General features: G+C 41.1%; 20 protein-coding genes and 1 pseudogene. 14 read left to right on the top strand and 7 right to left on the bottom strand.

Features of this window, described 5'->3' with window-relative positions; all coding sequences use genetic code 11:
* Nucleotides 1-79: 79 nt before the first annotated feature.
* From nadA to astE, 5 genes are all read right to left on the bottom strand, one after another.
* On the bottom strand, nucleotides 80-1,147 hold the full coding sequence (gene nadA, locus AB4298_RS12610) for a quinolinate synthase NadA (RefSeq protein WP_371986973.1): 1,068 nt from the start codon (nucleotides 1,145-1,147) through the stop codon (nucleotides 80-82).
* Between the two features lie 151 nt (nucleotides 1,148-1,298).
* Nucleotides 1,299-2,891 carry a dihydrolipoyllysine-residue acetyltransferase gene (locus AB4298_RS12615; RefSeq protein ID WP_371986975.1) on the bottom strand — a complete coding sequence of 531 codons (1,593 nt, stop codon included), beginning with the start codon at nucleotides 2,889-2,891 and terminating at the stop codon, nucleotides 1,299-1,301.
* Between the two features lie 9 nt (nucleotides 2,892-2,900).
* Nucleotides 2,901-3,878, bottom strand: coding sequence for an alpha-ketoacid dehydrogenase subunit beta (locus AB4298_RS12620; RefSeq protein ID WP_371986976.1), 978 nt, complete (start codon nucleotides 3,876-3,878; stop codon nucleotides 2,901-2,903).
* Nucleotides 3,879-3,881: 3 nt separating this feature from the next.
* Nucleotides 3,882-5,060 carry a thiamine pyrophosphate-dependent dehydrogenase E1 component subunit alpha gene (locus AB4298_RS12625; RefSeq protein WP_248997182.1) on the bottom strand — a complete coding sequence of 393 codons (1,179 nt, stop codon included), beginning with the start codon at nucleotides 5,058-5,060 and terminating at the stop codon, nucleotides 3,882-3,884.
* A 182-nt stretch (nucleotides 5,061-5,242) separates the two neighbouring features.
* Complete coding sequence (gene astE / locus AB4298_RS12630; protein ID WP_371986977.1) at nucleotides 5,243-6,280, bottom strand: succinylglutamate desuccinylase; 1,038 nt, start codon at nucleotides 6,278-6,280, stop codon at nucleotides 5,243-5,245.
* Between the two features lie 264 nt (nucleotides 6,281-6,544).
* Here astE and msrA point away from each other — a divergent pair, with 264 nt between their 5' ends.
* The gene (gene msrA / locus AB4298_RS12635) at nucleotides 6,545-7,024 is read left to right on the top strand and encodes a peptide-methionine (S)-S-oxide reductase MsrA (protein ID WP_371986979.1); all 480 of its coding nucleotides are present in this window, start codon (nucleotides 6,545-6,547) and stop codon (nucleotides 7,022-7,024) included.
* 144 nt (nucleotides 7,025-7,168) lie between these two features.
* Here msrA and pgm read toward each other — a convergent pair whose 3' ends face one another.
* Both pgm and seqA read right to left on the bottom strand, forming a co-directional pair.
* Entirely contained in the window at nucleotides 7,169-8,812 is a 1,644-nt protein-coding gene (gene pgm, locus AB4298_RS12640; RefSeq protein ID WP_371986980.1) for a phosphoglucomutase (alpha-D-glucose-1,6-bisphosphate-dependent), read from the bottom strand.
* A gap of 263 nt (nucleotides 8,813-9,075) precedes the next feature.
* Complete coding sequence (gene seqA / locus AB4298_RS12645; protein ID WP_248997186.1) at nucleotides 9,076-9,630, bottom strand: replication initiation negative regulator SeqA; 555 nt, start codon at nucleotides 9,628-9,630, stop codon at nucleotides 9,076-9,078.
* A gap of 271 nt (nucleotides 9,631-9,901) precedes the next feature.
* Here seqA and AB4298_RS12650 point away from each other — a divergent pair, with 271 nt between their 5' ends.
* The 13 genes and pseudogenes from AB4298_RS12650 to AB4298_RS12710 all read left to right on the top strand — a co-directional run bounded on the left by AB4298_RS12650 (nucleotide 9,902) and on the right by AB4298_RS12710 (nucleotide 22,850).
* A complete protein-coding gene (locus tag AB4298_RS12650; RefSeq protein WP_371986981.1) occupies nucleotides 9,902-10,666 on the top strand; it encodes an alpha/beta fold hydrolase in 765 nt (254 codons plus the stop codon).
* Nucleotides 10,667-10,776: 110 nt separating this feature from the next.
* Nucleotides 10,777-10,998 (top strand): DUF2788 domain-containing protein, encoded by a 222-nt coding sequence (locus AB4298_RS12655; RefSeq protein ID WP_220781652.1) that lies wholly within the window; start codon nucleotides 10,777-10,779, stop codon nucleotides 10,996-10,998.
* 11 nt (nucleotides 10,999-11,009) lie between these two features.
* Nucleotides 11,010-11,282: a LexA regulated protein gene (gene ybfE / locus AB4298_RS12660; protein ID WP_248997188.1), complete on the top strand. Its 273-nt coding sequence runs from the start codon at nucleotides 11,010-11,012 to the stop codon at nucleotides 11,280-11,282.
* A gap of 56 nt (nucleotides 11,283-11,338) precedes the next feature.
* On the top strand, nucleotides 11,339-11,866 hold the full coding sequence (fldA, locus tag AB4298_RS12665; RefSeq protein ID WP_220781650.1) for a flavodoxin FldA: 528 nt from the start codon (nucleotides 11,339-11,341) through the stop codon (nucleotides 11,864-11,866).
* 142 nt (nucleotides 11,867-12,008) lie between these two features.
* Nucleotides 12,009-13,202, top strand: coding sequence for an elongation factor P maturation arginine rhamnosyltransferase EarP (gene earP, locus AB4298_RS12670; RefSeq protein ID WP_371987033.1), 1,194 nt, complete (start codon nucleotides 12,009-12,011; stop codon nucleotides 13,200-13,202).
* A gap of 45 nt (nucleotides 13,203-13,247) precedes the next feature.
* Nucleotides 13,248-13,808 (top strand): elongation factor P, encoded by a 561-nt coding sequence (efp, locus tag AB4298_RS12675; protein WP_220781648.1) that lies wholly within the window; start codon nucleotides 13,248-13,250, stop codon nucleotides 13,806-13,808.
* Between the two features lie 514 nt (nucleotides 13,809-14,322).
* Nucleotides 14,323-15,537: a pyridoxal phosphate-dependent aminotransferase gene (locus tag AB4298_RS12680; RefSeq protein ID WP_248997190.1), complete on the top strand. Its 1,215-nt coding sequence runs from the start codon at nucleotides 14,323-14,325 to the stop codon at nucleotides 15,535-15,537.
* Between the two features lie 138 nt (nucleotides 15,538-15,675).
* Nucleotides 15,676-15,900: pseudogene (yfbR, locus tag AB4298_RS12685) on the top strand (5'-deoxynucleotidase); the annotation flags it as partial.
* A gap of 91 nt (nucleotides 15,901-15,991) precedes the next feature.
* Nucleotides 15,992-16,588: a 5'-deoxynucleotidase gene (gene yfbR / locus AB4298_RS12690; protein ID WP_371986983.1), complete on the top strand. Its 597-nt coding sequence runs from the start codon at nucleotides 15,992-15,994 to the stop codon at nucleotides 16,586-16,588.
* 104 nt (nucleotides 16,589-16,692) lie between these two features.
* Nucleotides 16,693-18,534 (top strand): site-specific integrase, encoded by a 1,842-nt coding sequence (locus AB4298_RS12695; RefSeq protein WP_371986985.1) that lies wholly within the window; start codon nucleotides 16,693-16,695, stop codon nucleotides 18,532-18,534.
* Nucleotides 18,531-20,480 (top strand): site-specific integrase, encoded by a 1,950-nt coding sequence (locus AB4298_RS12700; protein ID WP_371986986.1) that lies wholly within the window; start codon nucleotides 18,531-18,533, stop codon nucleotides 20,478-20,480. Before AB4298_RS12695 ends, AB4298_RS12700 begins: the two co-directional genes overlap by 4 nt.
* Nucleotides 20,473-21,594, top strand: coding sequence for a hypothetical protein (locus AB4298_RS12705; protein WP_371986987.1), 1,122 nt, complete (start codon nucleotides 20,473-20,475; stop codon nucleotides 21,592-21,594). The genes AB4298_RS12700 and AB4298_RS12705 overlap by 8 nt, the downstream gene beginning before the upstream one ends.
* Nucleotides 21,591-22,850 (top strand): tyrosine-type recombinase/integrase, encoded by a 1,260-nt coding sequence (locus AB4298_RS12710; protein WP_371986988.1) that lies wholly within the window; start codon nucleotides 21,591-21,593, stop codon nucleotides 22,848-22,850. Before AB4298_RS12705 ends, AB4298_RS12710 begins: the two co-directional genes overlap by 4 nt.
* Nucleotides 22,851-22,863 lie beyond the last annotated feature (13 nt).

A 22,863-nucleotide genomic window follows, 5' to 3' on the forward strand; every position in this document is an offset into this window, starting at 1 on the left:
CAATTGAAAGCAACTCGGTATTTAAGTTGCAAAAAAGCCCGTTAATACGGGCTTTTTATTAATAAACAATGATTAGGGTTTATGCGTTACCTTTCACTTTCATATTTAAAGTAGCTGCAAAATCTAACATTCTATCAAGCGGTTTTAACGCATCTAAACGTAAAGTGTCATCAACAAATATTTCATGGTCGCTTGAGTCTTTATTCTCTAATGCGCTTTCTATTGCCTTAAGACCATTCATCGCCATCCAAGGGCAATGTGCACAGCTCTTACATGTAGCACCGTTGCCGCCAGTAGGCGCAGCAATTAAGTTTTTGTTTGGAGCCGCTTGTTGCATCTTATAGAAGATGCCTTTATCAGTCGCAACGATAAACATATCGTTATCCATGGTCTGTGCAGCTTTTATTAATTGGCTAGTTGAGCCAACTGCATCGGCTAAGTCAACCACACTTGCTGGCGATTCAGGGTGAACTAACACCGCAGCTTCTGGATGCAGCTTTTTAAGCTCACGTAATGCTTTCGCCTGAAACTCGTCATGGACAATACACTCACCCTGCCACATCAGCATATCAGCCCCAGTTTGCTTAGCGATATAACTGCCTAAATGGCGATCTGGACCCCAGATAATTTTCTTATCTTGGCTATCTAAGTGTTCAACAATCTCTAACGCAATACTTGAAGTGACTACCCAGTCAGCACGAGCTTTAACAGCGGCTGAGGTATTAGCATAAACCACAACAGTATGATCTGGGTGAGCATCGCAAAAGTCACTGAAGGTTTCAATTGGGCAACCGAGATCCAATGAGCACGTAGCTTCAAGTGTTGGCATTAAAATGGTTTTATCTGGACTTAAGATCTTTGAAGTCTCGCCCATAAACTTAACGCCAGCAACAATTAAGGTCTTTGCCGGATGGTCACGACCAAAACGCGCCATTTCCAATGAATCAGAAACACAGCCGCCTGTTTCTTCTGCTAAGGCTTGAATTTCAGGGTCGGTATAATAATGCGCGACCAAGACTGCATCTTTTTCTTTTAGAAGCTGTTTAATTCTTGCTTTAGACTCAGCTTTTTCTTGATCAGATAAAGGAGTTGGCTTAGGCGGAAAAGGATATTCAATATTTTCGATAATTGGGGCTAACGCGCTCATAGAACAACCAATGGGCAATAACAGATTAGCGGAATTATACGGAATTGTTTACAAATTTAAAACTACTAATACTGATTGGCTTAATAGATTTAGGACTAAGTCATCCATAAAAAAGGCGCTATCTCTAGCGCCTTTAATCGATAAATAATTTCTATTGCATTGCGAGTAACATTTCTTGCGGCTGCTCTAGATAGAGCTTCCACAAGTTACAGAAGCGAGCAATGGTGCCGCCATCGATTACGCGATGATCTCCAGACCAGCTTACCTGCATGATCTTACGTGCTTCCACTTCCCCTTTATCATTAAAGCGAGGCAGAACTTGCAGCTTACCTAACGCTACAATGGCAACTTCCGGTTTATTAATGATAGGTGTTGCAACCGTGCCGCCCAATGCCCCGATATTAGAGATAGAGATACTGCCACCTTTTAGATCACTCGGTGATACACGACCGCTTCTCGCTGCAGTCGTTAAGCGGGTTATTTCCGCTGCGATTTCTAAAATGGTTTTGTCTTGTACATCTTTAACATTAGGGACTAATAGGCCAACTTTAGAGTCCACAGCCATACCGATGTTATGACTTGCAAGGAACGTCTGTTCGGTACAGTCAGCATTCACTTGACTATTCATATCAGGGAATTGGCTTAACGCAAGCGACATCGACTTCATAAAGAAAGGCATCATGGTGAGCTTAAGTTCATCAGTGGAATACTTTTTCTTCATGCTTTCACGAAGCGCAACTAAATCGGTTAAATCAAACTCTTCACAATAGGTAAAGTGAGGGATCGTTGAAACCGATTCGGTCATCATCTTCGCCATAACAGCGCGAACGCCTTTAATCGGCTCGACTCTATCACCTTGTCGCTTATCAGATTCTGATCCAGCAGTTTGGTTTACCACCGTTTGGCTGGTAGCTACCGGCGCAGTGTTAGCCACGAAACCCGACTGATGGCGTTCAATATCTTCTTTGTAAACTCGGCCATTTTTACCAGAGCCTTTTACCGAAGCAATATCGATATCCAAACTACGCGCCAAGCGGCGAACCGCTGGACTCGCAAGCGCTTTGCCTTGTGCAACAGGTTCATTGCTCTGTTGGCTAGGCGCCTTAGTTGGCGTGCTTACTTGAGCGGGCATGTCACTAACCACATCACTGGCAACTTCAATTGCAAATAACGGCGCATGCACCTTTGCAAGCTGGCCTTTACGGTAATGTAACTTCGCAATTTTACCGTTTTTAATCGCTGGAATTTGCACCAGTGCTTTGTCTGTCATCACATCAGCAATAGGTTGATCTTCAATAACCGTATCGCCTTCTTCGACTAGCCACTCAACAAGTTCACATTCAACAATTCCTTCACCGATATCCGGCAATAAGAACTCTTCAATAGTGAAGCCCGCAGGCGATGTATTTTGTGACGCTTCTGTAGCTTGAACATTTGTAGCTTCAACATTTTGCTCGTCAGCAACCTTGGTTTCAGGTTGGTTTGCAGCAGCATTGTCACCCTCTTCAACCACATCAACCGAATACAAAGGCGCATGTACTTTGGCAATTTCACCTTTTGCATAAAAAAGCTTAGTGATCACGCCGGCATTTGGCGCAGGGATCTGCACTAAGGCTTTATCTGTCATCACGTCAGCAATAGGTTGATCTTCAACAACACTATCGCCCTCAGCAACGAGCCATTCAACTAATTCGCACTCAACAACGCCTTCGCCAATATCCGGAAGGATAAAATCTTTAATCATGGCCGGCTCCTAAAATTTGACCGAAGCAATAATCGCTTCAAATGTCTTTAATGCGTCAGGCATATATTCTTTTTCGTGGATCAAAGGATACGGTGTATCTAAGCCACATACTCGAGCAATGGGAGACTCAAGGTATAAGAAGCATTCTTCTTGGATAGTTGCTGCAATCTCACCCGCAAAACCACCAGTTAACGGTGCTTCATGGTTGATCAACAAGCGGCCAGTCTTTTTAACTGACTCAGCAACTGTGTCCACATCCCAAGGAGATAAGGTTCTTAAATCGATGATTTCGCAAGAAACGCCTTTCTTTGCCGCCATGTCGGCCGCATTTTCAAGGATTTCCATCTGTGCGCCCCAACCTAATAATGTAATGTCGCTGCCCTGCTTAATCACTTCCGCTTTACCCAGCTCAATAACATGATTGCCTTCAGGCACTTCGCCAACTGATGCACGGTATAAGCGTTTGGGCTCAAAAAAGATCACCGGGTTTTTATCGCGGATCGACGCAATGAGTAATCCTTTAGCTTGTTCAGGGTTACGCGGCACAACGACTTTAAGACCAGGCGTCTGAGTAAAGTAAGCTTCTGGAGACTGAGAATGATAATGACCACCGGCAATGCCGCCACCATAAGGCGTTCTAAATACCAGTCCGCCAACATCAAATTCGTTACCACTGCGGTAACGGAATTTAGCACTCTCGTTCACAATCTGGTCAATTGCGGGGAAGATATAGTCGGCAAACTGAATTTCAGCTACAGCTGTCATCCCGTTCGACGCTAAACCGTTAGCAAAACCCGCAATGCCCTGTTCGGTTAAAGGCGTATTGAAACAGCGATCACGACCAAACTTCTCTTGCAGACCTGAAGTTGCTCTAAATACACCACCAAAATGTCCGACGTCTTCGCCAAACACCGTCATTGTTTGATCCGCTTCCATTTCCGAGCTTAGGGCTTGGTTAATGGCTTGCAACATATTCATTTGAGCCACGGCTTATACTCTCCCTGCGCTTTTTGGATAGGATTCTGGATATTTCTTAATATGCTTTTTAAGTTCAGCTAATTGCTTTTGCAAAATTGGAGTCGGCTTGTCATACACATCTTCGATAATGTAATCGATGTGCGGAGTCGGTACTTTTTCAGCAACTTTAAGCTCAGATAACACTTCTTCACGGTATTTAACGTAAAGATCTGCATCTGTTTGCTCATCCATCCAACCTTTGTTAATCATCCACAATTTAAAGCGCTTAACAGGATCATGTTGTTCCCACTTAGCTTCTTCATCTTTTGAGCGGTATCCCGATGGATCATCTGATGATGAATGAGCGCCCAGACGATATGTCATCGCTTCAATCAAGACCGGGGCATTATGTTCTAGCGCGAACGCTCGTGCCTGTTGAGTCGCAGCAAGCACTGCAAGCATGTCATTACCGTCAACGCGGATGGTATGCATACCATAACCCACGCCACGACTAGCAATACCATTGCCTTTAAATTGCTCTTCAGTAGGCGTTGAAATGGCGTAACCGTTATTACGACAAAAGAAAATAACTGGTGCATTCAATACGGCAGCCATATTTAGGCCAGCGTGAAAGTCACCTTCAGAAGCAGCGCCTTCGCCAAAGTAACAAATGGCAATATTGCGTTTATTTTGTCGCTTCAGGCCATAAGCTACACCAGTTGCTTGGGGGATTTGAGTGGCCAGCGGAGATGAAATGGTTTGATAGTTAAGTGCTTGGCTGCCGTAATGAATTGGCATTTGTCGGCCTTTACCAAAATCTTTTTCGTTACTGAACATCTGATTCATAAATTGTTCAGTGGTAAAACCACGATAGCGCAAAGCTGCATGCTCACGGTATTGCGCCAAGATAACGTCACCGTCATCTAAAGCAGCTGTACTGCCTATAATAGAGGCTTCTTCACCGGTACAGGTCATATAAAAGCTAATGCGACCTTGACGCTGCGCACCCAACATACGCTCGTCCAATACTCGAGTGAATACACAAGTATCGTGGACCTTTTTGGCCAAAGACTCGTCAATTACGGGTAACACTGCATTTTCATAAGCAGTGCCATCGGCTTGTAAAATTTTTAAGATCGGGATCGACAATGAGTCTTTATCGAGAAAGCTCACGCGATGGACTGTTTCAGCATTCGTTGTTGCGTTGCTCATAATGTGCTCTTGTTATTGATGGTGTTACTAAATAGCCTGTAGCAACACCTTTCTATTTTAATACGCGGGAAGAACATTACGTTAACGTAAACTAACTCTCAATACTTCCCATCATTGAAACGATAACTTAGCGGCTTATTGCATGTATATATTGGTTTACATGCACGATTATTCAGTCAACCTTAATCGATATTGCTGTCGTCTGCCGTCTTTAACATCAGAACTGTGCGCTGCCCCACTGGAACTTTGGCATTAGGGAAAACAATTGATTCAAATTCATGCTCAATTTTAATCTCATGGCCACCCTCTTTAGCTAAAGTATATCCTCGCGGGAACGCCGTAAAATTTTCAACATCATTAGCAAAGGTAAACTCAAAGTCGTCAAAATGCTTGTTAACTGAACGACAAACTTGATAAAGGTTAACGCGTTTTAAATCAAAATCTGCAAGTTGCAAATCTTTACCCGTCATTAGAAAAGTTAACATCTCTTTCATCGCTATAAAGCGAGTCATGTCATTTTGTCCCATAGGGAATACTTTACCGAGTTCGATAGTAAATGCGTCTGCATGGTAATTTTCAGAAGAGAAATAGCTAAAGGTAGTTGTTGGCTCATGGTGGAATAAGATGGTGTTGATGCCACAAGCCTCAAGGAACATAATTTGCTCGCGACTGTACTTTCGTTGACCTCTATAAGGATAGATAGCAAACTTTTCATGCTTCGAGCCGCGTATCGCTGTATGTAAGTCGTAATGAATACGTTGACGCTCCCCCTCCTGCGAACCAAAAAACTTATCGACATATAGCTCAAGTTTTTGTGCTCTTACCCGCTCAGGATTATTTAACCCTGGTCCTCGTGAATGTTCACCGTTAAATAAGCGATTGAGGTTTTCATCAATAAAGCGAGTGCCATTATGAATCGCTGCAGGGTTTCCGATAAGAAACATGACCCGTTCAGTTAATGCAGTCTCTTGGCTAAGCAGTTTATGCATTAGGTCATTGCATAACTCAATTGGAGCGGTTTCATTACCGTGAACCGCACAAGATAGGACGATATCTTTAGTGTGTTGCAGATCTAGCGGCTCAAAAACGATAACACCTGTATCCCAAACCTGAACATTAACTTGATTGTCGAGAGTAAATTGAAAACTTTCAGGTAAGTGCTGTGGATGAGCAAGGGTGAATGCTAAAAAGTCCTTCGACTGTTTCAATTCGTGAAACATAAACTACTCCTTATTATTGTTATTTTTGCTTTATGTCACTAGATATACACAAAAAATCAGTATATCGGTTTAGCAACCTAAACTTATTCTGCGACGCATAGTAGCATAATTGCTCGCCAATTCGGTTTAGGATTTACCTCGATTTGCACAACAAATACTCAGGCAGTCGAATTAACACTTGCATCCTTTATCAAAATAAAACAAGATAAAGCCATCTAGCCATCCAAATGGCTAAATAGGTTTAAAGGTTTTAAGGAGTTTGACATGGCATTAGCAACATTTGGCGCAGGCTGTTTTTGGGGTGTAGAGTACTTTTTTAAAAAAGTAACCGGCGTAACGGACTGTACCTGTGGCTATATGGGCGGAAAGGATCAGTTTACCCGCTACGAAGATGTCAAAAAAGGGATAAGCGGCCACGCAGAAGTTGTGCAAGTCGAATACGACCCAACCCTTGTCTCTTTTGAGGATTTACTCGACATATTTTGGCAAAATCACAATCCAACGACGCTCAACCAGCAAGGTGGCGACATTGGTAGCCAATATCGTAGTACCGTTTTTTTCCATAATAAGCAGCAAAAAACTGCAGCAGAAGCCGCTAAGCTTGCATTAGTTAGAAGCCAGAAATGGGGTTCTCGAGCAATCGTGACAGAGATTGTACCTTGCCAGCAATTTCATAAAGCAGAAGAGTATCATCAAGATTATTTGGCCAAAAACGACTTACCAAGTTGCCATATTAGCTATTAGTCATCACTAGCTAGTGGACTTCTCGCCGATTATTGCTTTTGAAGAAAAGTAATTTTATCTTTATGAAAATGATAAAGGCACCCAAAGGGTGCCTTTATTTATTCAGCGTTAGCTGATACGTACTGATTTACGCAATTTTTAAAGCTAACTTAAAGCCTGTGCGACGATTTCTTGCGCTTCTTTTAATAACTGAGATAAGTGCCCTTGGCTAACAAAGCTTTCACCATACAGTTTAAATAAGGCTTCTGTACCTGATGGACGTGCTGCAAACCATCCATTTTCAGTGACAACTTTAATGCCACCAATAGCAGCGCCATTACCTGGTGCGTGAGTTAGCTTTTTAGTAATCCTATCGCCAGCGAGACTATCTGCAACAATCGAATCTGCGTTAATTTTAGAAAACTTGGATTTGTCTTCTAGGCTCACAGGGCTATCAATACGCTGGTAGTAACTCTTACCAAATTGTACTTCTAGCTCTTCGTATCTTTGTTGTGGCGTTTTACCCGTTACAGCCAAGATCTCTGCCGCCAATAGGCAAAGAATAAAGCCATCCTTATCTGTACACCACGTACTGCCGTCTTTTCTTAAAAAAGCCGCACCTGCACTTTCTTCACCACCAAACGCAAATTCGCTATTTGCTAGGCCGTCCACAAACCATTTAAAACCAACAGGTACTTCAGACATCTGCTTATTGTGCATAGCACACACTTTATCGATCATCGCACTCGACACTAATGTCTTGCCAATCACCATATCAGCCGTCCACTCTGGACGATGGGTAACAAGGTAATCAATTGCTACCGCAAGAAAATGATTGGGGTTCATTAGACCGCTACCAGGGCAAACAATACCGTGACGGTCAAAGTCTGGGTCATTACCTAAACACAAATCAAAATTATCTTTGTGTTGCAGTAGACTCGCCATCGCAAAAGGCGATGAACAGTCCATTCGAATTTTGCCGTCTTTATCTAAGGTCATAAAGCTGAAACTTGGGTCAACTTTATCGTTAACCAAAGTGAGGTTAATGCCATAATGATCGGCGATCGGCTGCCAATAGTGGATCCCTGAACCACCTAATGGATCAATACCTAGACTAATTTTTGCATCAGCAATCGCCTGCATATTAATCACATTGGCAAGATCTTCAACGTAAGGTGTAATCAAATCTTTCTCAATTAACAAACCGCTGGCTAGAGCATCGCTATAGCTGATGCATTTGACACCAACCATATCGTTAGCGAGGTATTGGTTAGCTTTATCTTGGATCCAGTTAGTGATCTCACCTTCAGCAGGACCGCCATGAGGTGGATTATATTTAATACCACCATCTTGCGGCGGGTTGTGTGACGGTGTAACAATTAAACCATCAACTAAACTGGTTTCGCTTTTATCTCTGTTTGCACAAATAATAGCATGTGACACAACCGGAGTCGGTGTATAACCATTATTCTGATGAACAATAACCTTAACCGCATTAGCGATTAGAACTTCGATGACGGACATCGCGGCGGGCTCAGATAATGCATGAGTATCAATACCCAATACTAAAGGGCCAGTAATCCCTGCTTGGATTCGATAATCTGCTACAGCTTGTGCAATCGCCAAAATATGCGCTTCATTAAAGCTTTTGTTTAGCGCACTGCCACGATGACCAGATGTACCAAATGTCACCTGTTGTGTTATATCAGTAGCATCGGGTGTTAAACGATAATATAGGCTAACGAGTTTAGGGATATTGACCAAATCCTTTTGCTCAGCAATCAATCCAGCTCTATTATGAGTAGCCAAGTCATTTCTCCTTTAAACCGCTCTGAGGGCGGCGATGACAATTGTTCATACGTTAAATTATTGGTATTAACGCTTTCTAGCGGTTGGTATCTGTACCTCAACTTGATTGCAAGGTCTGAATTTGGCTTAATTCTTTAGTTGCCCTTAAGACACTTAGCGATATTCTCAAGCCTATCAATGCTGATTTAGGCTAACAATAATCTTCAAGTTGGGAATACTTCAAAAGCTCACCACTTTTTTAGCAGTGAGCATTTGGTTTGATATTAGATCTTAGCGGTTAACTCAGCGATTTGAGTTTCGTCAGTTCGAAATTGTGATAGTACTTCAGATAAAATAGTACGCTTTTTAGCGGTATTATTATTGGTAGTGACCCAGAAACCACTTTGACCAATCTCTTTTGGATTAGCTGATTTACTTGCTTTTAAAAGCGCTTCTTTCGAAGTCGCAAAATACAAACGATCGCGGCCTTGGATCTGTAATACTTGCTCAAACTGCTTTGGTGAAGCTTGATAAACCATATCGAGAATAAATAAGAAACGCCCCACTGCACCTTTTTGTCCAGCTAATAATTCGCTATCAATTAAATGGCCGAACTCTGAGACAGTTTTAACTGCAACAGGTGCTACTCGTACAACCTTTTCTGGTTTTGGTGCTTGCTCTAGGCTCGGGTGACTGATCTCTTCTGGTGCATCTACAACAACGGATTCAACTTGTAATCCCAATATACGGCGCAAAATATCTGAAGCGCTCTCGCCAATGTGTTCAGTTTTACTGGCGATATGTCGATAAAGCTCTTCATCAACTTCGATATATTTCATAACAGTTATCTTCCTTAAGTAGAAACGGATCGATCCGATTAAGTGCAACGATCGCACTGGGATCCCGAATTATGTCTCCAGTGTAGCGAGGTTTATGGTCTTGATAAAGCGTCATTAAATGAAAACTGCGATCAAACGATGAAACTTACCATTTACTAACCAACCATTGCACAATAATTCAGCAGTAAAGCCTCCAATAAGCTACTAAAGTTGGAATCTATGGCAAAGCAAGGCACAATTTAGCCAACTAAACATCCCAAGCGAAAACACAATGCACTATGTCACTAGTGGCCAAGGGCCAGTCGTCATCCTTATTCATGGGCTATTTGGCGACCTAGATAATCTCAAAGCATTAGGCAAAGAATTGGAGCCGAACTTCACTGTTGTTCGGGTTGATGTATTAAACCATGGTAACAGCCCAAAAGTTTCGTCTATGGATTACTCAAGTCTCGCAGCAAGCATGGCCGAGCTGATTGAAGAAGTCGTACCTCCAGGTGAGCACAGTGCAATCTTAATCGGCCACTCCATGGGCGGAAAAATTGCGATGGCAACCGCACTATGTAACCCAGAAAAAGTAGGTAAACTCATTGTCGCTGATATCGCTCCGGTGGCTTACCAAAGTCGCCATGACAAAGTTTTTGCAGCATTGGAATCAATGCCTTTGACAGAAATCAAAGATAGGCGCCAAGCACTAGCTCATATGCAAACGTGTGGTATTGATGATGGCACTGCACAATTTTTATTAAAATCGTTAACCCGAACAGATAACGGCTTCACTTGGAAGATGAATCTTGTGGGTCTTAAACAAAGCTACTCTGATATCATTAGTTGGCCTGATTTTAATAAGAGTTATCAAGGGCCTTGCTTGTTTATACGTGGCGGCGACTCAGACTACGTCACTGCTGAATATCGTCAGGCTATCATCAAACAATTTCCGATGGTTAAAGCCAAAACAATTGAAGGTACCGGGCATTGGCTGCATGCTCAAAAAGCCAACATTTTTAACCGCATAGTCAATGACTTTCTGCATAAATAATGGCTGTGAGCAGAGCCAGTTTTCGCGACAGAAACATGTAAAGCATATAGCCGCTCGAAAACTTATATGGTATATTCGCGCAAATTTTTTGGCCTAGAAGGAAATGGCGGATGTTAATGCAATATATGGAGCAGATTGAAGCGTTAGGCTTAAACCTGTTTTTTGCTGCCATTTTCTTTTTTATCGGTATGGCCATTCAAGATGTGCTCAAAGAAGGTAAAGTGCCTAAGTTTGGGCGTTACATCGTTTGGTTAGTGTTATTTCTCGGCTGCGCCGGGTTTATTGCGAAAGGGATTATACAGATGACCTGGGAAGGCTCAGGTATCGGTTAAAAACGAACTCAATGGCAAAAGAAACATCAGATAGAACCACCATTGATCTGTTTGCAACAGAAAAGCGACGTGGTCGGCCTCGCAGCAATCCTTTGCCGCGAGACCAACAGCTCAAAATTAATAAACGAAACCAAATTCAGCGTGACAGAGCAAACGGATTAAAACGAATAGAGTTAAAGGTGTCACAAGATTTGTATGACGCCTTGAATGAACAGGCTATGGCCAGTAATATCAGCCGCAGTCAACTAATCGAATCTATACTTCAAAAGCTGGTTAGAGACTAACCACTTTGAAAAGCACGCACACCATTAATAGTTAACTAGATATTAAAGGAACAACAATGGCAACTGTAGGTCTTTTTTTCGGGTCTGATACAGGCAACACCGAAGCCGTCGCCAAAATGATCCAGAAGAAACTGGGCAAGCAAATGGTTGAGGTGAAAGATATTGCCAAAAGTACCAAGGAACAAATCGCAGATTACGATCTACTGATTTTCGGCATTCCAACTTGGTATTACGGTGAAGCGCAATGCGACTGGGATGACTTCTTCCCAGAGCTTGAGCAAATCAACTTTGAAGATAAACTCGTCGCAATCTTTGGTTGTGGTGATCAGGAAGATTACGCAGAGTACTTCCTTGACGCAATGGGCATGGTCAACGAAATCGTTGAAGCTCGTGGCGCAGTTGTTATTGGTCACTGGCCAACAGCAGGTTACGACTTTGAAGAGTCTAAAGGCTTAGCAGACGAAAACCACTTCGTTGGTCTTGGTATCGATGAAGATCGTCAACCAGAACTGACTGAAGAGCGTGTTGATGCTTGGGTTAAGCAAATCTATGAAGAGATGTGCTTAGCTGAGCTTGAAGACTAAAAGTTTACTCTAAAGCCAAATTTGGCTTTCTTTAACCTTTAGTAAAAGCGGCATAATAATATGCCGCTTTTTTGTCTCCTAAATATAGTGTAGACCTAGCCTCTTAAGACTAATATCGGTTATGACAATAAGCAAAGAAAACATGGTAAGCCAGAACTCAGAGCAAAACTGGGATATCTTTTGCGCTGTTGTTGACAATTATGGCGACATAGGTGTGACATGGCGTCTTGCGAAACAGTTGGCCGTTGAACATAAAATAAATGTGACGCTCTGGGTCGATGACTTAAACAGTTTTCAACACATTTTGCCTCAGCTTGACCTTAAGAAAGTGACTCAAACTTATTTTGGCATCAAAATTAATCAATGGTCCGAGCCTCTTAAATGCTGTTATGTTGCCGGAGATGTACTCATAGAGGCATTTGCTTGTGAATTACCTGCACAGGTAAAGCAGCAGCTAATAACTGCCAAGCAAAACTATGATGAAGATACTACTCAGCCAAAGCCACCCGTTTGGCTAAATCTGGAATACCTGAGCGCTGAATCTTGGGTTGAAGGCTGTCATGGCCTACCATCAATGCAATCCAGTGGCTTAAAGAAGTACTTCTACTTCCCGGGCTTTACTGATAAAACCGGTGGCTTAATTTGCGAGCAGCAGTTATTTGCACAGCGTGATGCTTGGCAGGCAGATGTTAGCAATCGACTAAGTCTATTTGAAAGCTTAGGCCTTCGAGGAATAAAAACGAGTGATACCGTCGTTAGTGTCTTTAGTTATGAAACCGATGCTTTACTGGCACTGTGTAATCTTTGGCATCATAGCGAGCAAATTGTTCACGCGTTAATTCCCAAAGGGCGTTGCCTTAATAGTTTGGTTGAGTTACTGCCCTGCTCTGTTGATAAAATCTCAGCAGGCAGTCAAATTAAACTCAATAATTTAGTCATTCATATTTTGCCAATGACAGATCAAGAAGGCTACGATAAGCTACTTTGGAGCTGTGATTTTAATATCGTGCGGGGTGAAGATTCGTTTTTACGCGCTCAATGGGCTGCAAAACCGTTCATTTGGCACATATATGTGCAAGAAGATGACTATCATCTAATAAAATTAGATGCCTTTATGCAGCTTTACTGTAATAATCTGCCGCCAGAATTAGCGAATAGCTGGAAAGCACTCAACCTTGCCTTTAACCAGGGGCAAGCAGATGCGACCTGCGAGCATTGGCAACAACTAAATTTAGCAGGTTTGCCGTTGCAGCAACACGCAAAGCAATGGCCAATCGATGCGATAAATGATGTAGATCTTGTTTCTCGACTAGTTCAATTCGTCAAAAATAGCTAAGATACTACGTTTAAATAGAAAAAACCTAAAATAGGAAATAGTGTAATGAAAACTGCTCATGAACTCCGTCCTGGTAACGTGATCATGTTAGATGGCAGCCCATGGGTTGTTCAAAAAACTGAAACAACTCGTTCTGGCCGTAACGCTGCTATCGTTAAATTAAAGCTTAAGCACGTTCTACAAGATTCTACGACTGAAAGCACCTTCAAAGGTGAAGACAAGATGGAAGACATCATTCTAGAGCGTCTAGACTGTACTTACTCTTACTTCGCTGATCCTATGTATGTTTTCATGGACGCAGAATACAACCAGTACGACGTTGAAGCTGAAAACCTAGGCGATGCTGCTGCATACATCGTTGATGGCATGGAAGAAAACTGCCAAGTGACTTTCTACGAAGGTAAAGCAATTTCAGTTGAACTACCAACTTCTGTAGTACGTGAAGTGACTTACACAGAGCCTTCAGCTCGTGGTGATACTTCAGGTAAAGTAATGAAGCCTGCTACTATCACTGGCGGCGGTACGCTAAGTGTTGCCGACTTCGTTAAGACTGGCGACATGATTGAAATTGACACTCGTACTAACGAGTTCAAAAAGCGCGTTTAATTTTAAATTCGTTTTCAAAAGCCGGCTACTTGCCGGCTTTTTTATGCTTGCCGCAAACCAAACCTGCAGAATTATCTTCTCTATACAAAAGAGCTCACACTCCTTAGAGGTAATGACTTCAATTGCAATAACCTTAGCTACATACAGTTGTTTCATTGCCTCGCGCACTTTATTCAATCAATCTGATGACCTTCGCTACTGATCCCAAATAGCTAAACTAACCGACTACTATAGTAAAACCAGCGCAAAAAACTGTTCCAAGCATCAGAATCCTAATTTAGGCTTTATATGACGACTTAGTCTCACCTTTCGATAGTTAACACTAAAAAAAGCCACCAAAAAAGCATAAACACCTAAAAATAGATATTTTAAACAACCATAATAAGATCATTATCTTTTTTATTGCTTTAAATTAGATATTTAATCCTTTATTTGTCGTTTGTTTTTAGCTATTGTGCCTGCAACAAAGTCAAAGAAGTGTTTGGCTCGTATTTTCAGCATTTTCGAGGTGTAGATGCGCCCTATTATCAAATCCAACAAATTAGATTCTGTATGTTACGACATTCGTGGTCCAGTACATAAAGAAGCCCGTCGTCTAGAAGATGAAGGTCACCGTATTCTTAAACTGAATATCGGTAACCCTGCCCCATTTGGATTTGAGGCCCCTGAAGAGATCGTTCGAGATGTCATTTTAAACCTGCCAAGCGCACAAGGTTACTGTGAATCGAAAGGTCTATTTTCTGCTCGTAAAGCGATTGTCCAACATTACCAATCACAAGGGATCTTTGGTGTAGACATCGAAGACATTTATATTGGTAACGGTGTATCTGAGCTTATCGTGATGGCGATGCAAGGTTTGCTTAATAGTGGTGATGAAGTACTAGTACCCTCTCCTGATTATCCATTATGGACGGCTTCAGTTCATTTATCTGGCGGTAAAGCACAGCATTACCGCTGTGATGAAGAATCAGATTGGTTCCCAGATCTTGAAGATATCAAAAGTAAAATCACGCCAAGAACCCGCGGTATTGTGTTAATAAACCCAAATAACCCAACTGGCGCAGTGTATTCAAAAGAACTGATCTTGGAAGTAATTGAGCTATGTCGCCAAAACGACATGATTTTGTTTGCTGATGAGATTTACGACAAGATTTTATATGACGAAGCTGTACATATCCCAGCAGCGAGCCTGTCTGATGATATCTTAACCGTTACCTTTAACGGTCTTTCAAAAGTATACCGTGCAGCGGGTTTCCGTGTAGGCTGGATGATGCTTACTGGTAACAAGAAAGCCGCTAAGAGCTATGTTGAAGGCTTAGATATGCTGGCCTCTATGCGCCTGTGTGCTAACGTACCGAGCCAACATGCAATTCAAACAGCTTTGGGTGGTTATCAGAGCATTCAAGAGCTAGTACAACCTGGTGGACGTTTACGCGTTCAACGTGATGCCTGTGTGGATATGCTTAACTCTATTCCTGGTGTTAGCGTTAAAACACCAAAGGGTGCGTTATACGCCTTCGCTAAGCTTGATCAAAAGAAGTTTAACCTACGTGATGATGAGCGTTTAGTGCTCGACTTGCTAAAAGATAGGAAGATCCTATTGGTTCAAGGCTCTGCGTTTAACTATCCAGAACCTGATCACGTACGCGTGGTGTTCTTACCTTACAAAGAAGAGCTAACAAAAGCACTTTCGGAATTTGGTGATTTCCTCGGTAATTATAAGCAGTAAGCAAAAAAGCTTTTGCTAAGTAATTCATTAAATTGTTTTTTATAATAATTTAACTAGAAAAAACGACCTTTGGGTCGTTTTTTTGTATGCTGATTATGCTAGTCTCGAATAATAGAACACTTATCCGTGAGGCATACAATGAGCCACTTATTTGCCCATTTAGCTAGAATGAAATTAATTCAACGCTGGCCGTTAATGTACAACGTAAGAACAGAGAATGTACAAGAACATTCACTACAAGTCTCTATGGTTGCCCATGCGTTAGCAATCATTAGCAACAAAAAATTTGATGGCAATTACGACCCCTACCAAGCAGCCACCATTGCTATCTATCATGATGCCAGTGAAATTATTACCGGCGAGTATTTCGTATTTTATTCGTAGTGTAAACCACGAGGCTATTTCGTAATATTACACACCTTTATACTTCTAGTTCACATTATTAAGGTTACTTATGAAACAAAGTACTTTTATGGCATGGATTACTAGGATGCCATTGTTAGAACGATGGGCACTAATGCACTGCTTCCAATCAGAGAATGTGTCTGAGCACTGCCATCAAGTGGCAGTTATTGCTCATTTGCTGACAGTGATTAAAAACAAGCGGTTTGGCGGTAATTTAAATCCTGATAAGGCTGCTACTTTGGCTTTGTATCACGAAGTGTCTGAAACCAAGCTTCAAGATATGAACACTAATACCAAATACCATAACCCTGAATTCACCAAGGCATATAAAAAACTTGAGGACTTAGCAGAAAAAGAGTGCTTAGCAACCTTGCCTGAAGACTTGCAAAGTGAAATGGAGCCGCTAATCGTACAGTCCAAAGTTGATCCTACTTATAAAGACATCGTAAAGGCAGCAGATATTATTCAAGCGTATGTCAAAACCAAGAACGAGTTACGTTTTAATAATGACGAGTTTCATCATGTCGAAGACAATCTAGCTATGAAATTGCGAGAACTTGAGCAGAGCATGCCTGAAGTAAAATGTTTTATTGAAATATTTTTAGATAGTTGCACTTCGACGTTGGATAAACTATCAGAAAGCTAATATTCACCATACCTTAAAAGATGAAGCAATCTGGCGACATTGATTGTCTCGGATTTACATTATAGTGTACAAGTATGTCACATGCATTGGAGTAGCAGTAATATATGCGTACATTGTTAGAGTTTGCGGAATTTGCAAGTAAAGAATCTAGGCGTACAGCTGATAGGAGTTTTGCAACTGGATTTAGACAGTATTGTAAAGAGTACTATGCGGGTGTAGGGGCTTTACCGCTAAATCAAGTCGGTGACATCGAATTTTTACATTACCATGCTCACCTTGTGGGAAGTGGCAAGTCTCACAAAATGATCTATGCCATAATGGTTGCACTTCGTCGGTTAATGACCCATGCCCACAATGATGGGCACGAATTTGCCATCCATCCACGCTACTTTAGCGCTCCCCCTAAGCCATCACCAGATCATTTTAACCCACTAAGTAGTGAGCAGTTAGCAAAACTAGAAGCCTTTTTGAAACGAGACATAGAAACTATTTACAAGCGAGAGGCGACATTTAAGCAAGCTTTAAAACATGGCCAGCCTATTCGTGAAACCGGTGCTAGCTTTAAAGAAACGCCAACCTATAAGGCACCATTGTCTTTCTGGAAATGGCAAATACCGCTAAAAGACTGCATTCTCCTGTACCATAAAGAGAGTCCTAAATATCCTAACAACACAACATTGGAGCAACTCTCCGATGGGGGGGAGTACGCGTCACTTAGGAAAGTTGACTATGACTTAATGAATACCCCGTTTAAGCTTGCGTACAAGCGCATGGGCGTCCAAAGATTGAAACATATAAAGCCATTTTTATCAGATGCCCCAGATCTGAACAACATTGATGTTATTGGAATTATTTACCCGCGAATTTTCGAAGTACATACCTTAATATGGGCGATCTGTCTTGAAACCGGATGGAGTCAGGATATGGTGGAAAGAATCGATTTTAATGATTATCTCTATAGCCCGATTCCTATGGAGTCAGATGTTGTATTTATTAAAACGATGAAACAAAAAGGCATTAACGGAAGCAATGGAATTAATGAAGCGAAACAGTATATTCATCCCAGTTCAAAATCAAATCCATTTAGTGCCTATAACTTAATACAGTTGTTTATAGAAAGGGCTTCGAGGTTACGGCATGGACGTAATTATGAAAAGCAAATTCAAGACATTGGGACTGAACCATTTTTTATTTATTACAATGAAAATAGAGGCTTGCCAATATTGGCTCATCACCCAGACCACACATGTGTTAGGGGAGCTACTACTAAAAAAAGTATTATGGAAAAAGAACTTGGGTTTCGGTTTGATGGACGTCAATTGCGTCCCACTTGCTTATACCTTAGGGAAAAAAATCAAAACCTGCCTTTGTTATTACAGGTCGCGCTATTTGGTCATTCATCATCCGCTGTAACGGATGAATTCTACAAAGATACAGCACTATTTCAACAGATTAGAAAAGATAAGTTGGCGGTTGAATTAAATGAAATCCAAAAGAGCATCCATAATGGATCGTTCAAAGGAACAATGGCTCCATTAAAGCAGAAAAAACAAATTCAAGACAAAATAATTACCATCTTCACAGAACATTCTGGTGAATCACCATTAGCCGTCTGCAATGATAATCGAAATCCTGACTGGCCTGGTTTTGAAGTAGAGTTGAGGACTAGTTCTGTCTGTCGTCGCTTTAATAAATGCCTACTTTGTTCACGTTCAACGATTTACAGCGACAACATTCCCTTTGTTGTTGACCGTTACTTATATTTTGAGCAACAGAGCAGAAAACTCAGGAAAGATGTATTTGAAAGACTATATGGTAATGAATATCTTGCTGCGAAAGAAGTAATCGAAAGCTGGCCTTATCCAGAAGACATTGAAGAAGCAGAGGAGCGGACAATTATGGATGATTACCTGTTGCCACCTATCATATCGGAGTCGTTCCAATGAGTTTAATTAACTTTCGTAAACATGATTTTAGTAATGACGTTCCGGTAATAGACAACGTTATGTTCAACAGTTCCAAGTGGCGCATACAATGGGCACAGTCCGAGCACATTGTACTGGATTTTGAAAGAGTAAGACTCGAAGGAACTAGGTTGATCGACCATCCTGAGTTAGATCGATTTGCAAAAATAATGACCTATTATGCTTTTCCAAAAAAAATAAGATTAACCATTACAAGCTGGAGCACTACCAAACTTCACCATGGTGCAGTCTTAAATTTTATTAAAAACTTTTGTTGGCCGAATCAATTACTGTCAGCAAAAATGCTGTCTTCTGTTACACAACAGCAGTTGCAAAACCACTTTAATACCATTGTTGAACGACTTGAATCAGGAGTATCTGGCAGTTTGACAGCTTTCGCGAGTTTTCTTCATTTTATTAAAGATTGGTCTGATTTGACCCGCAGAAAATTACTTCCCAAGGAGTACAATTTAGACGTCAACATTGAACTCATTTTAACCAAGGATGTGATGAGTAGATGCAGACAACTAATTGATGAGCAAACTGACACTTGGCAGCCATTGCCCCCCGAATACATTGAAGTCACTTATAAAGAGGCCCATCGCTATTTATACGAATATGCGCCTTGCATCATTGAATGCCAAGACTTAATTCGAAAAAGACCTACAGTGGGCATAGTAAGCAAAAACCTTGGAGCCGTCAGAAAGGATGGTCGGTCAAAAGAGCTGTTTGAAATATTGCTCAACAAAGACGTACCGATGATCGACTCAGAAACAAAACTTTTTAACTTTGTGCCAACAACAAAAAAAGTAAAATCCAAAGGCTATGCGCGTGGTTGGCAATATAGAACAACACTGGATATCACCGAAGTAAGGCCCGAAGTCATAAAGCTTAAGCGTGCTTGTGTCTTTCTGATTGGTCTGTTTACCGGCATGAGAAGACGAGAAATAGCTGAATTAAGAGCTAAGCCTGCCTTCAAGAAAAATCGGGATTGGTATCTTGCTATTACGCGGTTTAAAACGTCTGATGATGCATCGGGAATTGGTGAGCCGGATTTAATTCCAGTGCCAGATATTGTGCGCGATGCCATTGATGTCTTAATCAAATTGTTTAAAAACAACCGTGAGCAGATGGGCAGTGATTACTTGATGGTTTCTGACATCATGACTCGTAAAAAGTTTGAAAAAATAAAAATTAATACCGTAGGTAAGGACATTAGGAAATTCATCTTTAATACAGCAGGGATAAGCGCACACTCTCATCAACTTCGTAAAACACTGGCTTGGTTATTGATTTCACGCAGTGAGCATAACATCGAGCTGATTCGCCAGTTGTTTGGTCATAAATCGTATGGCATGACATTAAGGTACATATTAAGAAATGAGTTGATTGTAGCCAGTGTGATGGAATTGCTGGAGCATAATTATACTGAAGATCTAAACGATGTATTTCAATCTATTGCAAATGGTGAAACGGCTGGTGATCTTTCCAATCGCATCAAAGAAAGGATGGACCAACAACAATATAAAGGACAAATATTAGTTACTGATATTGAAAGCTTCATTCATGAAGCATTGCAAGCAGGTGTGCCAATCTTTGTGTCTAGATTACCAATAGGCGCATTTTGCATAAAGGCAGGCGACACTGACACTTTGCCTCCTTGCATGAAGAAAAGTAAAGCACATACGCCACAAGTTGAATTTTGTGATTATAAAAAATGTTCACATGTACTTCATAACGATGAATCAGTAGCCAATATTGGTGCGCAGATCGTTTATTACCAAAAAAAACAAAAGAACTTGCCAGAAGACCTTAATGAGCGTGTCGTTTCCTACTACGAAACGCAGGTTATTGAACATCAGGAGCTATTAGAGCGACTTAATCGAAATACTACCAGTGTAGTAATGGAGGAAATTGTTCATGCGTAAAGATATTGATAGGGAAATGGTTAAAGGGGCGATTGCTCTACTTAAATCGACAGATGAATATAATGTTTCGAAACTAGCGAAAACTATGGAAGTATCAAGACCTTTCTTATACAAACATTTCGATGACCTTTTGGAGCGGACTGAGATAAGCCCAAACGAGGAGAAAATTAAAACCGCTATTAAAGTTTTACGCGCAAGAACCGGAACAAAAAATCAGTCAAAATCTGCCGTTGCTGCCGAGGCAGGTATAAGCCGTCAATCAATAATAAGGTACTATAAGCACCTTGAGCCTTACATATATGGAACGAAGGATTTTGATGAAGAGGATGATTTGTCGGAACAGATAAGCTTGGAGATTCAAAACAGAAAGCTTAAAAAAGAAATCAATGCCCTAGAAGCTAAACATCAAGAAGAATTGAGTCAAGAAAAAGATTCAATACTCACGACGTTGATGCTACAGGATTTGAAAACATTTTCGGCCCAAGAAGCAGATCTGTCTCTTAACAAACTGCAAACACAAAATGATGAATTAAAAAGCCAAAGCAGACAGCAACTGAATGAACTGGCAAAGTTGAAAGCCGACTTAAACGACATGAAACAGCAACTATCAGGCGGTGTTGCAACTGAGATTAAAGGACATTTTAAAGCCAATTACGACGCAATTACTAGTGAATTGACAGACAAACAGCTTCTAAAATTGTTTTTGGCTGAGGAACAGCAAAACCTCCAAGATGCTATTGAAGCCTGTATTACTTCGCAACCAGATGCCATTCTGTTCTTTCAGCCTTTCTTGTCATGTAGTATTAAAGAGGCCCGGATCAATATTAATGCAAAGCGCGTTGTTATTATCGAAAGCAATTTGTTTCTTAGCAAATACTACAAAGAACTCATCGACAGCCTTCCCAATACGCCCATACATGCTATCTCAGCACAAAATATAAAGCTCACAAAGGCACTATTTTTTTGTAGGGCGACCTATGGTACTGACAAATTTAACGATGATTTTTTGACTAAGTTGCTCGAAAAAATTTGCCCTCCTTCACTTCAAGACGGTTTTGCTTCAACGTCCGTTTTCGCAACTGAAAATACTCTGTCTGTTGTGAGGCGAGCATGAATATTATACGCGAACTTGTGGAATATCGTTTTGAAAATAAAGTCTACTCACATCATGTGCTTCTAGCGGAAAATAATAACAAAATACTGCTTAGTGCTATCAACATTTTCTTAAAATCACATGCCACTTACAGCATACAAACCAGTGAAAGATATTCTTCTTCGATAAAACGCTTTCTTGAGTACCTCATCGAGCAACAACCTCAAGGAAGCGCAGACCACAATATTTGGCGAAATGCAAAAGTTGAAGATATTCGAAAGTGGCAAGGGAATATCGTCACTGAAAGGGATACCAAAGAGCTTAAAAAGCCAACGGACAAAACCATTCGAGGTAATGCCAAAATTGTTTATCAATTCTATTGCTGGGCCAGTAAAAACGGCTTCCCTGTGTTAATTAACTCGACTAGCAAAGCATGGAACTACAATTTCAAAGATGAAAGCAAACTTGTGCAATTAAAGAGTATGATAAGCGGCACAGCGCCTGATCATGCCAATATTGACTTGGGTGGCACAAGTACCAAGCGAGAAAGCACAAGCAAAAAGCTCCACATAATGTCAGATGAAGATATTTCGTCGTTGATGAAAGCATACAAAGACCCTGTATACCCTGCCCTACTAATGCTAGCAATGGCTACAGGAATGCGTGAACAAGGGTGTGTATCAATTCCCTACATCGGTGTGGGTTTTAATGGTCATATACGGACTTATCCAGACATCAAAAACGAAATAAAAGATGGTAATAAAGCAAAAATGTTTAGCTTCACTGTTACTGAAAAAGGTAGCAAAGAAAGGACGCTGCAAGTAAATATGGCTGCATGGAAAACCATTTGCAGCAAATTCCTGCCGCACTACTACAAACGTCGGAAAAAATTCAAGAAAAAGTTTCCAACTAAAAACGTTGACGCCTATTTCTTTCTAAAGAAAAATGGCGAACCTGTCACTGCAAAGAATATTGCCGATCAAACTTATAATGCAAAAAAGCATCTTTCATCCTTCCCTTGGACTTTTCACAGCGCTCGAGACTGGTATGCGACCAATTTTATAATTAGACACCTAAGCAAAGCTGAAATTAATAATCTACATTACGATGCCGCTGTTGAAGATCAACTGAGAAAACAGTTAGGACACAGCGACATCAAAACCACATATATGCATTACGTACGACAAGCCTCTCTTGTTGTAGCGTTACAAAGCGGTCAACTCGATTACACACTAGGGAAAGACGATGATTTCTTCAACGGCTTAGTAGGCGATTAATCTTTTGAATTAA

The sequence above is a fragment of the Shewanella sp. 10N.261.52.F9 genome (genome assembly GCF_041471165.1).
In the GTDB taxonomy this organism is placed as follows: Bacteria; Pseudomonadota; Gammaproteobacteria; order Enterobacterales; family Shewanellaceae; genus Shewanella; species Shewanella marinintestina.

Bases quoted from the DNA above. Each gene is read 5' to 3' on its own strand.
- efp (WP_220781648.1), top strand. From the start codon at position 13,248: ATGAAAACTGCTCATGAACTCCGTCCTGGTAACGTGATCATGTTAGAT.
- AB4298_RS12710 (WP_371986988.1), top strand. From the start codon at position 21,591: ATGAATATTATACGCGAACTTGTGGAATATCGTTTTGAAAATAAAGTC.
- AB4298_RS12650 (WP_371986981.1), top strand. From the start codon at position 9,902: ATGCACTATGTCACTAGTGGCCAAGGGCCAGTCGTCATCCTTATTCAT.
- AB4298_RS12615 (WP_371986975.1), bottom strand. From the start codon at position 2,891: ATGATTAAAGATTTTATCCTTCCGGATATTGGCGAAGGCGTTGTTGAG.
- fldA (WP_220781650.1), top strand. From the start codon at position 11,339: ATGGCAACTGTAGGTCTTTTTTTCGGGTCTGATACAGGCAACACCGAA.
- AB4298_RS12705 (WP_371986987.1), top strand. From the start codon at position 20,473: ATGCGTAAAGATATTGATAGGGAAATGGTTAAAGGGGCGATTGCTCTA.
- AB4298_RS12695 (WP_371986985.1), top strand. From the start codon at position 16,693: ATGCGTACATTGTTAGAGTTTGCGGAATTTGCAAGTAAAGAATCTAGG.
- msrA (WP_371986979.1), top strand. From the start codon at position 6,545: ATGGCATTAGCAACATTTGGCGCAGGCTGTTTTTGGGGTGTAGAGTAC.
- AB4298_RS12655 (WP_220781652.1), top strand. From the start codon at position 10,777: ATGTTAATGCAATATATGGAGCAGATTGAAGCGTTAGGCTTAAACCTG.
- yfbR (WP_371986983.1), top strand. From the start codon at position 15,992: ATGAAACAAAGTACTTTTATGGCATGGATTACTAGGATGCCATTGTTA.
- seqA (WP_248997186.1), bottom strand. From the start codon at position 9,630: ATGAAATATATCGAAGTTGATGAAGAGCTTTATCGACATATCGCCAGT.
- nadA (WP_371986973.1), bottom strand. From the start codon at position 1,147: ATGAGCGCGTTAGCCCCAATTATCGAAAATATTGAATATCCTTTTCCG.
- ybfE (WP_248997188.1), top strand. From the start codon at position 11,010: ATGGCAAAAGAAACATCAGATAGAACCACCATTGATCTGTTTGCAACA.
- AB4298_RS12700 (WP_371986986.1), top strand. From the start codon at position 18,531: ATGAGTTTAATTAACTTTCGTAAACATGATTTTAGTAATGACGTTCCG.
- AB4298_RS12625 (WP_248997182.1), bottom strand. From the start codon at position 5,060: ATGAGCAACGCAACAACGAATGCTGAAACAGTCCATCGCGTGAGCTTT.
- AB4298_RS12680 (WP_248997190.1), top strand. From the start codon at position 14,323: ATGCGCCCTATTATCAAATCCAACAAATTAGATTCTGTATGTTACGAC.
- earP (WP_371987033.1), top strand. From the start codon at position 12,009: ATGGTAAGCCAGAACTCAGAGCAAAACTGGGATATCTTTTGCGCTGTT.
- astE (WP_371986977.1), bottom strand. From the start codon at position 6,280: ATGTTTCACGAATTGAAACAGTCGAAGGACTTTTTAGCATTCACCCTT.